Source organism: Alteromonas sp. 1_MG-2023 (genome assembly GCF_030547075.1).
Taxonomy (GTDB): domain Bacteria; phylum Pseudomonadota; class Gammaproteobacteria; order Enterobacterales; family Alteromonadaceae; genus Alteromonas.
On the sequence record NZ_JAUOQH010000006.1, the window covers coordinates 67,545 to 84,422 of the forward strand.

Sequence of the window (16,878 nt, forward strand, 5' to 3'; positions counted from 1 at the left end):
TATAACGATAAGGCGAAATGCCAAAGGTGTGTAGGTGCGCTCAACCCTAGCTTACTCAGTTATAGTCTTGTGGCTGCAACTGCTCGGAGTCTTTTTTTCCGATGCAGTAGCCATAGAAGTTGCTGATATACAATTTACTGAGTTGGATAACCGAGATGGGTTGTCAAGTACTGTTGTGCTCGATATAGCCGAGGACGATAAGGGCTATATATGGCTGGCCACAATGAATGGCTTAAACCGTTATTCTGGCTATGATATTAAGCAATACCATCCTTCTGATAATGACCCTCATGCTCTTCCTAGCGGTTTTATTCAAAAATTATTTGTCGATTCTGAAAACACCCTTTGGATAGGCACGCATTCAGGTTTAACGCGATACAGGCCTGAAACCGATGATTTTGAAACATTCAATGACGCAAATTCAATTATTAAATCAGACGTTATTACTACAATAAGCGAAGCCATTAATGGTGACATTCTATTTGCTGATTTAAAATTTCTTTACCGCTACTCCAAATCCTTATCTCGAATCACTATTGTTACCGAACTTTTCGATGAACAAAGTATTATTAAGGTTATTCATGATGAAGCTAATAAAATCTGGATTGGTTCGAATGAGTTAGGTGCAAAAATATTCGATAAAAAAACCAAGACTCTCCACGCATTAGATAAAGTAAATCCATGGGGAATAAACCTTGATATCGAAGCTTTGCACGATGTCGAAGTGATTGATGGGAATTACTGGCTTGCAACTAATAAAGGCATATTTGTATTAGATGCGAATGGCACTAAATTACGCCAGATTAACCACGAACTCCCCGACTCATCCACAAACTCTATTGTTCTTTCAATTGAAATGGTAGGCAATAATGTTTGGATCGGCACTAATACCGGCTTATACATCATTAATGATGGCTCATTAGATGAAAATGAAAATAATATTATTCATTTAAGTAGCAACTCTGCAGACATCACAGGTTTAAGTACCGTAATAGTGCTTGGCATTGTTCAAGATAAAACTGGTGCGGTATGGCTGGCGTCCTTAGAAGGTGCGTATAAATACCACCCCAACTACACTGATGTTCGTTTTCATCCTGTGTATGAGTCTGATGCCGACGATGAAGAATATGCCACTATCTGGGGCATAGCTGAAAATAAAGATTCAGAAATCTTTTTTGCTTCACAACAAAGAGGCATTGGGCAGCTTAATAAAGTTACTGGTGAATTATCTTACCTTAAGAAGACGCCTACCCCACCAGAATCAGCAACCTTCTGGGATCTGTCTATTGATGATAACGGTACCTATTGGGTAGCTTCGTCAGTGGGGCTTCTCGCCTATAGAAAAGAAGGTAATGAACTGCGATTATTGCACAATTTTTTTGAAGGTGAGTTTGTCGATTACCTGCACTCTGATTCTTCCAAAATATGGCTATGGTTAGAATTTAAAGGGTTATATTCGATAGATAAGTCTGCGGCTATTTCAGGTGAGACAGACGCTAATATTCAGCATCACGAGATAAATATAGCATCTAACGTTCTGCTCCCTATTTTCACTGATAGTTCAAACCGAGTATGGCTTAGAGATGAACACGGTGTTGCCATTTACTCGCCCAAATCAGAAAAAGTTATAAAGCACTTAAACGTAAGTACTGGCATTTCTTCACCTGTTTATAGCGTATATGAAACTAGTGATGCGTTTTGGTTAACGACCCGCTCAGATGGGGTTATCGAATTCAGTAAAGACACACTACAAGTTAAGCGAAAGCAGATTAGGGATGATAGAGACGGGTTTATCTTCTCATCCATTGGCCTACTAAATAGTATTTGGTACGCAGATGCAGCCGGCGTTCACCAAGTGCACCTTCCTAGCCTAAGAGAAGTGTCAACGGTATCAAACGCACAATTAGCATTTAATTCATTGGGTGAAAGCGCCGTTCTTGCTACACAGGAAGGTGATATTTTCTTTGGTGGAAATAAAGGTTTCAATAAAATTTCCAGAGACATAGCCAAAAATAACACCTCTGTCGCGGTAAAAAGCTTTGCACCTGAACTGTTTGAGTTTAGTGTTTTCGGAGAACCAAAGACTCGGGGAGCAACGTTTAGTATAGACGACGAGCTTGCAGGTGAAGAGTTCTTACAAAAAGAGAACATCACCTATAAACAAACTAAGCTACTGGATTATTTTGAATCACGATTTAGTCTATCGTTTGGCTTGCTCAACCCTACTTACCTTCATGAAGTGTCTTACCGCTACCGTCTGAATGGGTTAGATGACGTTTGGGTTTATATTGGCCAAAACCGAACCGCGCAATTTAACAATATTTCGTTCGGAAACTACGTTTTTGAAGTGCAAGCTAGAGAGCCTGGCAAAGAATGGTCTGATAGCCGTTCTCTCACTATCAAAATTGACCGCCCGCCTTGGTTGCACACAGTGGCACTTGTGTTTTATGCACTTATTTTAACAATTGTTCTGGCGTTTATTATTCGGCAGTACCAACTGCGCAAATCGAATCAGCTGTCTATACGTGAATCAGAAGAGCGCCTCAAGCTTACGCTTTGGAGTTCCGGCGATGAACTGTGGGATTGGGATGTATACCGCGGCCAGGTTTACCGTGCCAATACGTGGGGTACGCTAGACTTCCCCCAAGACGATATCAGAACGACTGGCGCCTATGACGCTAATATCCACCCTAATGATATTGGACGCGTTAGGGATGCTCTGCGCAGTCATTTAGAAGGGAAAAGTGACTTTTACGAGCTTGCCTACCGAGCCAAAACGTTTAAAAACCAGTGGATATGGCTCCTCGATCGCGGAAAAGTAGTAGAACGAGATCATAACGAACAACCCGTTCGTATGACGGGAACTTTAAAGAACATCAATCATTTAAAAGAAGCCGAAGAGCAGCTTAACCTCTTTAAGCGGTCGATTGAAAATATATCTGAGGGCGTATTTATTACGACTACTCAGTTTAAGTTTATTTCGGTGAATAACGCCTATTGCAGTTACACTGGCGAAACCAGAGAGCAAGCATTAGCTAGTTACCTTCATTTTCACTTGTATCCTGATGCCTTCACCGAAGAGATTAAAAAGACCCTTAGAACCAAAGGTAATTGGTCGGGTGAAGTTGAATCGGTTCGCGTAAATGGTGAGCGTTATGAAATGGAGCTTAACGTAGATGCAGTTCATGACGAAGATGGAAAAATAAGCCATTTTGTAGGCGTATTCAGTGATATCACATCACGTAAGAGCACAGAAAAAGAGCTACTTAAACTGGCGAATGTGGACCCCCTAACTGAATTGCCTAACCGTTCATTCTATCAAGCCAGTCATCAAAACTTGGTGCGTAAAGGGTCTCCTCACACCTTGTTGTGTTTGGATATGGATAACTTCAAGAAAATTAATGACTCCTTAGGCCATCAAACCGGTGATATTTTAATTAAACAGATTGCTAAACGCCTGCAGCGTATTACTGGTAAAAACGCGACCTGTTATCGCCTAGGTGGTGATGAGTTTAGTGTATTAATGGAAGACAATGCAGATATTCATACTGTTACCCATTATGCACAAGGTTTACTTGATACCCTTGCTCGACCTTTTATTATCAATAAGCAAGAGTTTGTACTTGGCGCTAGTTTAGGGATAGCGTTTTTCCCCGACGACGGTAATACTCCTCAAGAAATGCTTAAAAATGCTGACACTGCCATGTACTTTGCTAAAAACAATGGCGGTAATAGCTATCAATTCTTTAGTGGTGAAATGAATCAAAATGCGGTACGCCAACTGCAAATTGAAAACCTCATTCGCCAAGGTATAAAAGATGATTTATTTACGGTTTACTACCAGCCTAAAGTGGATATTGCCTCTGGCAAATTAGTCAGCATGGAAGCACTAGTGCGATTTGAACACCCACAAAAGGGCATTGTTAGCCCAGGGCAGTTTATTCCTCTGGCAGAGCAGACTGGACAAATCATCGAAATCGGCGAGCAAGTATTACGCAAAGCGTGTATAGATACCAAACGTTGGGTAAGCCAAGGCTTATTTACCGGCCGCGTAGCCGTGAATATCTCCATCAAGCAATTTGAACTGCCAGATTTAGATGACAGAATTAATCGCATTTTAAGTGAAGTAGGCCTATCGCCACTGCATTTAGAATGCGAAATTACCGAAGGTACTTTAATGGAAGACCCTGAAAATGGACTTCGTATGATGGGTAGATTAAGAGAACGAGGAATACACCTTGCACTCGATGACTTTGGTACAGGTTACTCTTCTTTAGCGTATTTAAAGCGCTTCCCACTCAACACCCTTAAAATCGATAAAGCCTTTATTGATGATATTGCCAAAAGTAGTGTCGACAGACATATGGCCGCAGCCATCATTAATATCGCCCATAATTTGGGTCTTAAGGTTGTCGCAGAAGGGGTAGAAGAAGAAGAGCAACTTAATATTTTACGTCGTTACGATTGCGAAATGCTACAAGGCTTTTTATACAGCCGCCCTCTTAATGCGGAGCGTTTCGAAAAACTACTAACTGAAAATCAAAAACTTCATAACCTGCTAGGTCATTCAAATATCTGACTATTTTTTGGCACTTACAACTTTCGACTAATAAAAGTGTCAAAAAACGTGTGAGAAACACATTTATTCCCTATATAACAACAACTTAAAAAGTTGGCACATCTCTCGCTATATACTCTGTAACCGGTAAACATCCTTTCTATCGGTTTTGTTTGTTCGTTCTTAAAAATAAAAAAATCAGAGGAATAATAAAATGTTAAAAGAATATGCAATTGCATTAGTACTATCTACCGCTACCCCTGTTGCTGCTGATAAACAAGAAGGCGCTAACCAAGCCCCTGAGCAGCAAAAAGAGTCAGTGACTCAACCACAAAACTACCGCCCAAAAACGGGTAATGGTTTTGGCGTAGGCATGTAATTGCCGCAAAAATTCTAAAAAGGAGAGTATATACTCTCTTTTTTTATGCCTGCTGTTTTATCATGAGTAACTGATAGCCTTAAGCTGGGTTTTAAAACAGCCTTGAGCTGATTTTAAAATAGCCTTTTGCCAACGTAACCCCTGCCTTAATTTTACCCCTAGCGGCGCTTAGAGCTTCCTAAGCATCTTTAATACCTAGTTCTCTAGCTCATTGGTTACCTAATCCTTTGTTACCTAGTCCTTTGTTACCTAGTCCTTTGTTACCTAGTCCTTTGTTACTTAGTTAGGCATCAATCCGTAAGTTGTTGAAGCCTACTGCTCTGCGCCAGTGTATATGCCTAGCAATACCGAATAACGGCAATACGAATGGACCAATCATTAATGCTACCATTGCCCAATATTTAGGGTTCATGCCCCACTTCACCGACTCTACGTAAAAAAAGCTGGCACTTAATACGCTTATTAATATCAAAAATAGCAAAAGTGTCTCCTACTGAGTTTGTGATTTAAGAAAATCAAAAAACTCTTTTAATTACGACGCCAAAATTTTGACTAGTATCTATACTAAACCGCAGGATTTTACTCAATATAGGTTAATAAACCAGCTAAAATAACCAGCAGATACAAAAAACCGGGCTTTTTAGTCAAAAGAACCCGGCTTTTAATCTTTTATTTACAACTTAGTAAAACGTGCTGTTCTCTTCGGTCATTTTCACCAATACATCGGCAGGCGCGAATTTGTCACCTACCGTGCTAGCGTAATGATTCAAACGCTCAACAACATGTTTAATGCCTAAGGTGTCCATGTAACGGAAAGGACCACCTAGGAATGGCGGGAATCCAATACCAAAGATAGCGCCTATGTCGCCATCTCGAGCATTACGAATTACGCCTTCATCTAAACAACGGGCCGCCTCATTAAGCATCATAAGAACGCAGCGTTCAGCCACTTCTTTTTCGCTTAATTTAGTTGACGGTGTTAAGCCTAGGAGTGAGTAGATACTTTCATCCACTTCTTTACCTGGCTTCTTGCCTTCATAGCTGTAAAAACCTTTTTGGTTCTTTTTACCTTTACGACCATCAGCCAGTACTTTATCGAAAGCAGATGGCGCCGTAAAACGCTCTCCAAAGGCTTCTACCAAGAAAGGAATAATCTTAGTACCAACATCAATACCTACTTCATCAAGCAACTTCACAGGGCCTACAGGGAAGCCAAACTTAACCAAAGACTTATCGATATGCTCGATAGGCTCTTCAGCAAGTATTAAGCTTGCTGCTTCGTTCATGTAAGGGGCTAAAATACGGTTTACATAAAAGCCTGCGCCATCTTTAACGACCACCGGGGTTTTACCCTGCTTTTTCGCAAACTCAACGGTAGATGAAATAACTTGATCTGACGTTGTTTCATGAGCGATAACTTCCGCCAATGGCATTTTATCTACAGGCGAAAAGTAGTGAAGGCCAATCACGTTTTCAGGGCGAGCAGCTTTGGCAGCAATTTGGGTAATTGGAATAGAAGAAGTGTTAGAGGCAAAGATAGTGTTTTCTTTACAATTCTCTTCAATATCCGCGACCATTTTTTGCTTTAGATCTACATCTTCGAATACCGCTTCAACCACAATATCGGTATCTTGGTAGCCGCTATAATCTAACGTGCCAGTGATAAGCGACATTTGCTTTTGCATTTCATTATTGCGCATGAAGCGCTTTTTCACTTTCTTGTTTAAGATGTCGTAGCTATATTTCATCGCGTTAGCAATGCCTTCAGGGCGAACATCTTTAATACGCACAGGCACGCCGGCTTTCGTAGCAGTAACAAACGCAATACCGCCGCCCATTAATCCACCGCCTAGCACGCCCACTTTTTTCATTTTCTCTGGCGATACACCTTCAATACCGTTTTCTTTTTTCATGTCGGTAGTGGCGAAGAAAATTTGACGTAATTGGAAAGATTCAGGTGTCATTACCAACTTTCCGAACGCTTCAGCTTCGGCTTTAAGGCCCGCTTCAACACCATCACGCATACCGGTTTCGATAACATCAATAATGTAACCAGGTGCAGGATAGTTACCTTTAGTTTTAGCAAACGTTGCTTCGCGCGCTTTTTTGAACATCATTCCGCGGCCTGGGCCTGTGTTCTCAAGCATTTTATCCATTACGCTTTTTTGCGGCGCTTCACGCTCAGGCTTGCGCTTAAGGGCAAACTGTTCAGCCACTTTAAGCAATACACTTTGCGGTACTACATCGTCAACAATACCGTACTTTTTCGCTTGTTTAGGGCGTGCTGGCGCACCAGTAAGCATCATTTTCATGGCTTGCTGAATACCAATCAAGCGAGGTAAGCGTTGTGTTCCGCCACTACCTGGCAATAGGCCAAGCTGAACTTCCGGTAAACCCACCTGAGTGCTTGGTGAATCGGTACAAATTCGATAATGACACGCAAGGGCAAGCTCTAAACCACCACCAAGCGCAGGGCCATTTATGGCGGCAACAAAAGTTGCTTTCATGCGTTCGATACGGTCAAAAATAGCTTGCCCGCCTGCTGCAATCGTCGTTGCGTCTTCTGCGGTATTACAGGCTGCCAACATGCTTATATCGGCACCCGCTACAAACGAATTCGCTTTACCACTTACCAGTACTACACCTTTGATACTGCTATCAGCATCGATGTCGTCTAGCATGGCAGATATTTCATCGCCAAAGGCTGCTTTTAGCGTATTCATAGATTCACCAGGTACATCCATGGTGAGTATGGCTACGCCGTTGTCTTGTTTGGTTAACGTAAAGGCACCAGATGTTGCTTGAACGTCATTTGTCATTGTTGTGTCCTGACTCATATTATTCTGTCTCCACAATCATAGCTGCACCTAAACCACCTGCTGCACAAGCGGTTAGTAGACCAGTACCACCACCTCGGCGATTAAGCTCGTTAAGCATCTGAGTAATCATTCGTGTACCTGTTGCCGCAAACGGATGACCGTAAGCAATAGAGCTTCCCATTACGTTAAACTTGTCCATATCGATTTCACCGGTCGCTTTCGCACGGCCAAGTTTTTCTTGGGCAAATTTATCGCTGGCAAACATCTTCACATTAGACAAAGTTTGCGCAGCAAAAGCTTCGTGCATTTCGATAAGCGTAATATCGTTTAATGTCATGCCTGCACGGTCTAGTGCGATTGGGGTAGCGTAGGAAGGCCCCATTAACATGTCTTCCCAAACGTCGATGGCTGAGAATGCGTAACTTTTGAGGTAACCTAATGGCTTGTAACCCAGCTCTTTCGCACGGCTTTCAGTCATCATAATAACAGCTGATGCACCATCAGTTAGGGGGGTTGCGTTAGCTGCCGTTACCGTACCGTATTTTTTATCAAAAACAGGGCGAAGTTTTGCGTACCCTTCAAGCTTAGAATCGAAACGTACGTTATTATCGCGAGATAACGCGCCTTTGTACGGTTCTGCATAAGCGGTCATCACTTCACTATCTAGCTTACCTTCTTCCCAGCTTTGCGCCGCAAAACTGTGTGAACGATGCGCGAGTGCATCTTGTTCTTCACGTGAGATATGGTGCGATTTCGCCATTTGCTCAGCAGTTTGTCCCATAGACAAACCGGTTGAGTATTCTGCAACCGCTGGCGGCACAGGGGCTAGATCTTTAAGGCCTAAACGCTTAAAGATATTAAACTTCTGACCCAGGGTTTTGGTTTTTTGAAGATCGACCAATGCGCGAGCTAGGTTTTTAGATACACCAATTGGTGATACAGATGTAGAATCAGCACCGCCCGCAATACCGACCTGAACGTGGCCAGCCATCATGCTTTCGGCAATATTCACAGTGGACTGGAAACTAGTGGCACATGCGCGAGATACGCTGTAAGCGTCAGTATGCACGTTCATGCCAGTACCCAATACAATTTCACGGGCAATATTTGGGGCTTCAGGCATTTGAACAACTTGACCATAGACAACCTGATCAACCCATTCTTTTTGTATACCATGGCGTACGAGCAGTTCGTTAACGACCATTTTACCTAAATCGACAGCGGGAACGCCGTGGAAATATGTCGCCATTTTTGCAAACGGAGTACGTAACCCCGCCACAATGGCGATGCGATCACCCTCGCGGGTAGTAACAGATTGTCTTGTTGACATAATGCACCTAAATTAATGACCACGTGAAATAAGTGGTCTGACCTGTAATAAACCCAATTTTTACAAACAATGAACAAAATAGCAAATTATCGTCATTTGAGAGCAGTTTTCAGACTAATTGTTTGGCCGCTGCGCCGCCTATCTGAAAAATAGATGTTTTTAACGACTTGAACTAGACGCCAAGGGAACCATATAAGAAAAACATAGTCTGTTTTATGCCAATTTATCTACTCATGTATTACACCTTTATGAGTTAATTGGTTTATTTTTCCTGATAACTAGAATTTCAACGGAATATTTGCATTATGGCAGCGGAACAATTTCAGCAACTGCAGAAGTATTTAGATCAGCAAATTATTGGTCAAAGTGCACTTACGAAAAGCCTTCTTATTGCGCTTTTAGCCGATGGCCACCTTTTAGTAGAAGGGCCTCCAGGTTTAGCTAAAACACGAGCAATAAACGCGCTAGCCAATGGTATTGACGGCGACTTTCATCGCGTTCAATTTACCCCGGATTTATTACCTGCTGATTTAACCGGCACGGATATCTACCGCCCTGAAACGGGCGAGTTTGTGTTTCAAAAAGGCCCACTATTTCACAACTTAGTCTTGGCCGATGAAATTAACCGTGCACCCGCTAAAGTACAATCAGCGCTTTTAGAAGCCATGGCAGAACGCCAAATAACGGTTGGCAGCAAGACCTACCCGCTTCCGCCTTTGTTCTTAGTTATGGCAACACAAAACCCTTTAGAGCAAGAAGGCACCTACCCTCTACCTGAAGCGCAGCTCGATCGCTTCTTGATGCATGTCGATATTGATTACCCAGACGCAGAAACAGAGTTAGAGATTTTGCGATTAACCCGTGGTGAAGCCTTATCAGTGCCGCCAGTTACACCGCCTAAATTAACTCAGCAAGATATATTCTCGTCACGCAAAGAAGCGTTATCCCTGCACATGGCGCCAGAGCTTGAGCAATATTTGGTGCAATTGGTCATGGCCACTAGACAACCCGCTAAATTTGACGCCAACCTTGCTGAATGGATTGCCATGGGTACTAGCCCTCGGGCCACCATCAGCTTAGACAGATGCGCACGTGCACACGCTTGGTTAAGTGGCAGAGATTTTGTAGGCCCTGATGATATTCAAGCGGTCGTACATAACGTGCTTCGTCATCGTATTATTTTGTCTTATCATGCAGAAGCGCAAGGTATTACCATGAACGATGTACTGAACCAGATTGTTGCTACTGTTGCTGTTCCATAAACGATGAGTGATGTTCATTCGCAGTTAGCGTTACTGCAAACCAACGGTGTTAATTTGTCTACTGCTGAACTCTTACGTTATCAGCAGTTGGCGAAGCTATTTAGCCTTGCGCCTAAGCGTTCTCCTCAAGCCCGACTTGCTGGCAGCTATTTAACCAAGCACAAGGGTCGCGGCATGGAGTTTGACGAAGCTAGGCACTACCAGCCCGGCGACGACATTCGTGCGATCGATTGGCGTGTTACCGCCCGCACAGGTAAAACCCACACCAAAATATACCGTGAAGAGCGAGAGCGCCCTGTCTTTTTGTTTTGCGACTTCTCCCCTTCTATGATGTTTGGCACGCGATTACTGACTAAATCTATGCAGGTTGCTCACATCTGTTCATTGATAAGTTGGTCTGCGGCAGCTCATGGCGATAAAGTAGGCGCGCTGTTGTTTAACCAAAAACAGCATAAAGAAGTGAAACCTCTTGCTCGTAAGCGGGCTGTTTTGCACATTTGTCACGAGTTGATGGATTTGCATGCCACCAGCCATGAGCAAGTAGCTAGCACAGAGGCCGATACTCAAGCTTTTGCCGACGCATGTGCTCGACTTCGTCGGTTAGCTCGCCCAGGTAGCCTAGTGTATCTACTTTCTGATTTTCAGCATTTAGGCAGTGCGGCACAGCAACATTTAAGTCAGCTTTCTCGTCATTGTGAAGTGAGGGCCATTATTGTTGACGATCCTATTGAACATACCTTGCCCCAAACACGTTCAATTCAACGAGTCAGTGTTTCTGATGGTATTAATCAACAACGATGGTTATTAGGTGATAGAAAAGAAGAAGACACCTATCAACGTTGGCGTGAACAACAAAACAGTGCAATGGAACAATCACTTAAACAAGCAAATATTTCTCGTTACCATATTTCTGCGGGACTGCCTCTTGATACCCAAATTCAAGGCATGCAACAGGAGCGCTTTTGATGCAATCAGCCCAAGGTATGCCGCAAACCGATCCTCTTGCACAGCTTAAAGATGTTCATGTTCCTGACAATGTCGACGTATGGCCTTTGGATTGGGGTTGGTGGTGCTTAATTGTATTATGTTTAGCAGGCACAATAAGTCTGATTATTTATCTTGTTAAAAAGCATAAATTTAATAAGCCTCGTCGCGATGCACTAAAGCTGCTTGGAAGTATCTCATCGGCAGATGAAAACTGGCCAATGCAAATCAATAACGTACTGAAACGTACCGCCGTGACCTATTTCAAACCACAAGAAGTAGCTGGGCTTTACGGCAACAGTTGGCATGAGTTTCTATTGAAAACGCTGCCTGACAGACGCAAAACTACTATGAGCGATTCACTATCAATACTTCATTCGCAGCAGTACGCCCCCAAATGCGATAACAAATATTTCGACGAATGTATTCAAGCAGCCAATGCGTGGGTGAAGTACTTCAAAGTGACTTCGGTTATGAATAATGTGGAAAAGCAGGTTGCACAAAAATCTTCATTGCTCGACCCGCAAAAAAGTCAGGAGGCTACCCATGCTTGATTTCGCATGGTGGTGGGCATTCTTTCTACTCCCACTACCTCTTCTGGTTCGATTTCTAGTACCAGCGAAGCCACAACATGTGATGGCTGCATTGCAAGTACCCGCGTTAAGACCGGGTATACAAGAAACCACTTCACCACTAAAGGGCAGTAAACTCCCTGTGATTATTGCATCGCTAATTTGGATATGTGTGGTTATTGCAGCGGCACGGCCTCAATGGTTAGGTGAGCCAATCAGCATTCCAAATGAAGGCCGAGAGATGATGCTAGCGGTGGATTTATCCGGCAGTATGAAAATTGATGACATGGAATTAAATGGCAGACAAGTTAACCGTCTAACCATGACAAAATCGGTGCTGTATGATTTTATCCAGCGCCGCGTGGGTGACCGTTTAGGCTTAATTTTGTTTGCCGATACCGCTTACCTTCAAGCCCCCCTTACCTATGACAGAGATACGGTTTCTACTTTACTGAGCGAATCTGTGATTGGTTTGGTGGGAGAACAAACTGCAATCGGTGATGCTATCGGCTTAGCGGTTAAGCGCTTTGATGCAAAAGACGAATCGAATAATGTACTTATTTTGCTTACCGATGGTCAAAACACCGCAGGTTTTATTACCCCTGAGCAAGCAAAAGAATTAGCAGTTAACAAAAAGGTTAAGGTGTACACCATTGGTGTGGGCGCAGATAAAATGCTTATTCAAAGTTTCTTTGGTAGTCGTCAGGTAAATCCTTCGCAAGAGTTAGATGAAGACATGCTAAGCGACCTTGCTACCTCTACAGGCGGTCAATACTTCCGCGCTAGAAATGTAAACGAACTTGAAGCGATTTATGCAAAATTAGATGCATTAGAGCCAATACAAGGTGAAGCGAGAAAAATGCGACCGCTCACTGCCCTCTTCTATTTCCCATTGGCGGTAGCTTTTGCTTTATCTGCCTTATGGGCATTATTCCTGTTAGGCAGTACGCTAGTAAAATCGCTTTCGCGCACTTATGTTTCATCGAGCGATAAAAAGGAAAGTGTGTAATGGAAGCGTTTATTACCAATTTTCATTTTTTGCGCCCTGAATGGTTTTTTGTACTAATTCCTGTGCTTATTTTATATGTAGCACTTAAGCGTAATACCTCAAAAAAATCGGGCTGGCAGTCAGTTATTCCCTCACATCTGTATCAACACATGGTGGTAGGAAAATTTACGAAGGGACAAAAGCCCCCTTTCTGGCTACTTGCGTTAGGTTGGCTGCTTGCGGTGGTTGCCCTAGCGGGTCCAACGTGGGAGCGCCTTCCTCAGCCTGTCTATCAAATTAAAATGGGCCATGTCATTGTTATGGATATGTCTTTGTCGATGCGTGCTACCGACATTACTCCAGATAGAGTTACCCGTGCCAAATATAAAGCCATTGACCTTGTAAACCAGATTGGCGAAGGCGAAATGGGTTTAGTGGCCTATGCGGGAGATGCATTTGTAGTGAGCCCACTTACTCAAGATGCCGCTAACATAACGACGCTCTTACCCAGTTTATCACCTGAAATTATGCCGGTACCTGGCAGCGACCCATTGTTGGGCGTTAAGACCGCAGCTGAGTTGTTAACTAACGCCGGTTACAGCAAGGGCATGATTTACTGGATCACTGATGGTATTGATTTACGCCAGCAACAAGAGTTGCAAGAGTATATTGCCGATATGCCCTTCACCTTAAATGCGTTGGCAGTAGGCACAGATGAAGGCGCCCCTATCAGGCAGATAAACGGTGAATTATTGAAAGATAATAGTGGCGCTATTGTGGTTCCTAAATTAAATAGCAGTGCGGTAAATGCGGTGGTTCGCGCTAGCGGTGGGAAATTTAGCGAAATCACCACCAATGATGATGACATTAGCGCGCTTGCCTCATTATCGCTTCTTGATAGAGATAGCGAGTCTGAGGAAGATGATAGCAATACTGAAGGTGACCAATGGCGTGAGCTAGGCCCTTATTTAATGTTAGCTTTACTCCCCCTAATGGCATTTGGGTTTAGGCGTGGATTAGTGTTTGCGCTGGTGGCCGCCATTTATATGCCGATGAGCAGTGAATCTGTGATGGCACAATCTGTCGCCCAGGAACCGCCGTCAGCGAATTCAACTTCCTCCTCTGTATCGTGGTGGCAAAAACCTTTTTTAAATGCCAACCAAGAAGGCTTAGCCAACTATTCAGATGACGCATTTGACCAAGCCGCAACCACATTTGAAGATCCAGCTTGGCAAGGCGCAGCCCATTATAAAGCCGGAAATTACGAGCAGGCACTTGCAGCTTATCAACAGCAAAGCGGTATTGAAGGTTTGTACAACCAAGGTAATACGTTAGCTCGTTTAGGCAAGCTGGAAGAAGCCATCGCCAAATATGATGAAGTATTAAAGCAAGATCCTAATTATCAAGATGCTGCGGCAAACAAAACCTTATTGGAAGAGTTGAAACAGCAGCAAGAAGAACAGGAACAGCAAAACCAAGAAAACCAGCAATCAAATGACGGTGAAAACCAACAAGATTCTGGCGAAGGTGAAAATCAAGAAGGTAGCGACGATAGTAGCCAAGAGAGCCAAAACAATGAAGGCTCAAATGAAGAAAATAGCGACCAGGACGCTTCTGATTCTGAATCTCAGGGCGATAGCTCTCAGAGCGACGGTTCTGAAAACCAAGATAATGGTGACCCCCAATCATCACAAAATGAAGAGGGTGAGCAAAGTGATAACCAAAACCCTAACGAGTCAGAAGCGCAAGACGACGCTAATGGCGAAAACGAGGGTGAAGAGGCTGGCGCCCCTCAAAACGCTGAAGGCACTGAAGATGACGCCCAACAAGAAGCCGAGGCCGCTATGGCTCAAGCTGGCGAAATGACAGATGCTGAGAAAGAGCAACAACAACGTCTTGAAAATTTAATGCGCAGAGTACCAGATGACCCCGCGTTCTTATTAAAACGAAAAATGCAATTAGAAGCGCAGAAGCGCCAAAGACAACGCATGCCTTCAAATCGGAGTGATTGGTAGATGAAAGCAATATTATTCACTACAACTTTTTTCTTATTATTACGCAGCATGGTTGTGCTGGCAGATGTGACTTCGGTTGAAGCCACCATAGATAAAAACCCGGTAATGCTTGATGAGGCTATTCGGTTAACCATTGTGGCGAACGGCGGTGCAGACCGTGAATCGTTTGATAGCTCAGTGTTACTTAAAGACTTCGTTGTTGGTAGAACATCAGTAAGTAGTCAGACATCTATCGTGAATTTCGATACCAATAAAACAACGACTTGGACTACCACCCTATTTCCTCGCAAAGAAGGTACTTTCACCATACCGGCTATTAATATAGAAGGTAAACAAACAGCGCCTATGTCGGTAAATGTTATACCTGTTCAGCAGTCTGATAATGTCGCCCGCGATTACTTCGTGACTACCGATATAGACTTAAAAGAAGCCTATTTAAACCAACAGCTTTTTTATACGATCAAGCTGCATTTAGCGACAAATATTGAGCGCGGTAGTTTGCAATCTCCCACTATGCAAAATGCCGAAGTTAAGCAATTAGGTGACGACAAACAATATACCGACATTGTGAATGGTAGACGTTACCAAGTTATTGAGCGTCAATTTGCCATTGTGCCCCAGGCATCAGGTGAATTTACCATTAGAGGGCCAGTTTTTACCGCAGAAGTGGCCGCCGCTAATACTAATCAACGTTTCGGTTTATTTAACCGAACTCAGCAAGTTAACCGAGTTGGGCCCGACATTACGGTAAATATAAAACCAATTCCACCAGGTATTGACTACCCTTGGTTGCCCTCTGAAATGGCGCGTGTTGATGAAGAATGGCCTCAAGGTGATGCCTTTGTGGTTGGTGAACCTATCACTCGCGTGGTAACGCTGACGGCGTTAGGTGTGGTGGAAGAGCAACTTCCCGAGATACCGGAATTTTACCCACCTAATTTTAAGTTATACCCAGATCAATCACTGACTACCACGGTCGAAAAAGACAGTACCTTAATTGCACAGCGCAAAAGCTCACTGGCGTTAATTCCTACCCAAGCCGGCAGCTTTGTATTGCCTGAAGTCACTATCCCTTGGTTTAACACCTTAACGGAACAAACAGAATACGCGACTATCCCTGCTCGCACGGTCAACGTTCAACCAGCCTCCGTTCAACCTACAACGGGAGTATCGACTCTGCCTGCTCAGCAAGGCTTCGACAACCAAGGAGCTAATAACACTAACTCATTACCAACCAATCAAGTCGGCCAAAAAGAAAGCGGCAGCGGGCTAAGTGGTGAATCACAAAATGAAACAGGCAATAACGGCGAAGCTCAAACTTACCATTACTTAACGTGGTTATTTGCAGCGCTTTGGGCCCTCACGGTAATCGCTTGGGTAGTGACTTATCTAATTCAAAGAAAGCAAAAACCGACGTATTCAGTCACTTCCTCGAATACTGTTGTAGTAGCAAATTCGGGTGATGAAACGGCGGCATTTAAATCGCTTATAGCGTCGGTAAAAGCAAGTAATACGTCTGCGATTGCGCCAGCATTACAAACCTGGTTAAAATGTTTATATCCCCATCAAAAAGGGTTTATAAATCCATCCGATCACGACGCAACTCGTGAAATTCAAACCCATTTGAATACGCTACAACAAACAAGGTTTAGCCAGTCGAAAAGTAACTGGCAACCTGAGCCAATGCAAAGCGCGATTAAAAATGCGAGAGATGCTTGGTTAAAAAACAAGAAGTCTGGTAAAAATACCTTAACTAATTTGTACCCCTCTACCTAGTTAGTGCGCTAAGGAAAGGCGTTTTAACTAGGTCACAAGCACGTAAGTACGTAAGCGCGTAAGTACGCTAGTGCATGTTTGCCAAGTTTGGGCTCAACCGCTCAAGCTTGGCATTTATATTCTACGTATTATGGTCGTTAAATTGATGACGCTGATTAAGTACACCAATCAATTACGTAAATAGCATCGAAGGGT

The 16,878-nt window shown here is 43.4% G+C and carries 11 protein-coding genes; 8 read left to right on the forward strand and 3 right to left on the reverse strand.

What is annotated here, in order from left to right; genetic code table 11:
- Positions 1-34: 34 nt before the first annotated feature.
- Together Q4561_RS08400 and Q4561_RS08405 are read left to right on the forward strand one after the other, a co-directional pair.
- Entirely contained in the window at positions 35-4,579 is a 4,545-nt protein-coding gene (locus Q4561_RS08400; RefSeq protein WP_303459148.1) for an EAL domain-containing protein, read from the forward strand.
- 193 nt (positions 4,580-4,772) lie between these two features.
- Complete coding sequence (locus tag Q4561_RS08405) at positions 4,773-4,937, forward strand: hypothetical protein (RefSeq protein WP_303459149.1); 165 nt, start codon at positions 4,773-4,775, stop codon at positions 4,935-4,937.
- Positions 4,938-5,220: 283 nt separating this feature from the next.
- Here Q4561_RS08405 and Q4561_RS08410 read toward each other — a convergent pair whose 3' ends face one another.
- From Q4561_RS08410 to fadI, 3 genes are all read right to left on the reverse strand, one after another.
- Positions 5,221-5,418 carry a hypothetical protein gene (locus Q4561_RS08410; RefSeq protein WP_303459152.1) on the reverse strand — a complete coding sequence of 66 codons (198 nt, stop codon included), beginning with the start codon at positions 5,416-5,418 and terminating at the stop codon, positions 5,221-5,223.
- A 199-nt stretch (positions 5,419-5,617) separates the two neighbouring features.
- Positions 5,618-7,756: a fatty acid oxidation complex subunit alpha FadJ gene (fadJ, locus tag Q4561_RS08415; RefSeq protein WP_303459154.1), complete on the reverse strand. Its 2,139-nt coding sequence runs from the start codon at positions 7,754-7,756 to the stop codon at positions 5,618-5,620.
- 19 nt (positions 7,757-7,775) lie between these two features.
- Positions 7,776-9,086: an acetyl-CoA C-acyltransferase FadI gene (gene fadI, locus Q4561_RS08420; RefSeq protein ID WP_013784923.1), complete on the reverse strand. Its 1,311-nt coding sequence runs from the start codon at positions 9,084-9,086 to the stop codon at positions 7,776-7,778.
- Between the two features lie 305 nt (positions 9,087-9,391).
- Here fadI and Q4561_RS08425 point away from each other — a divergent pair, with 305 nt between their 5' ends.
- The 6 genes from Q4561_RS08425 to Q4561_RS08450 are packed head-to-tail and all read left to right on the forward strand — an operon-like array spanning position 9,392 to position 16,683.
- Positions 9,392-10,348, forward strand: a complete 957-nt coding sequence (locus tag Q4561_RS08425; RefSeq protein WP_303459156.1) for a MoxR family ATPase — start codon at positions 9,392-9,394, stop codon at positions 10,346-10,348.
- Positions 10,349-10,351: 3 nt separating this feature from the next.
- Positions 10,352-11,314 (forward strand): DUF58 domain-containing protein, encoded by a 963-nt coding sequence (locus Q4561_RS08430; RefSeq protein WP_303459157.1) that lies wholly within the window; start codon positions 10,352-10,354, stop codon positions 11,312-11,314.
- Entirely contained in the window at positions 11,314-11,886 is a 573-nt protein-coding gene (locus tag Q4561_RS08435; protein WP_303459158.1) for a DUF4381 domain-containing protein, read from the forward strand. Before Q4561_RS08430 ends, Q4561_RS08435 begins: the two co-directional genes overlap by 1 nt.
- Positions 11,879-12,913 (forward strand): VWA domain-containing protein, encoded by a 1,035-nt coding sequence (locus Q4561_RS08440; protein WP_303459159.1) that lies wholly within the window; start codon positions 11,879-11,881, stop codon positions 12,911-12,913. The genes Q4561_RS08435 and Q4561_RS08440 overlap by 8 nt, the downstream gene beginning before the upstream one ends.
- Complete coding sequence (locus Q4561_RS08445) at positions 12,913-14,907, forward strand: VWA domain-containing protein (RefSeq protein ID WP_303459160.1); 1,995 nt, start codon at positions 12,913-12,915, stop codon at positions 14,905-14,907. Before Q4561_RS08440 ends, Q4561_RS08445 begins: the two co-directional genes overlap by 1 nt.
- Positions 14,908-16,683 carry a BatD family protein gene (locus Q4561_RS08450; protein WP_303459163.1) on the forward strand — a complete coding sequence of 592 codons (1,776 nt, stop codon included), beginning with the start codon at positions 14,908-14,910 and terminating at the stop codon, positions 16,681-16,683.
- The last annotated feature ends 195 nt before the right edge of the window (positions 16,684-16,878 follow it).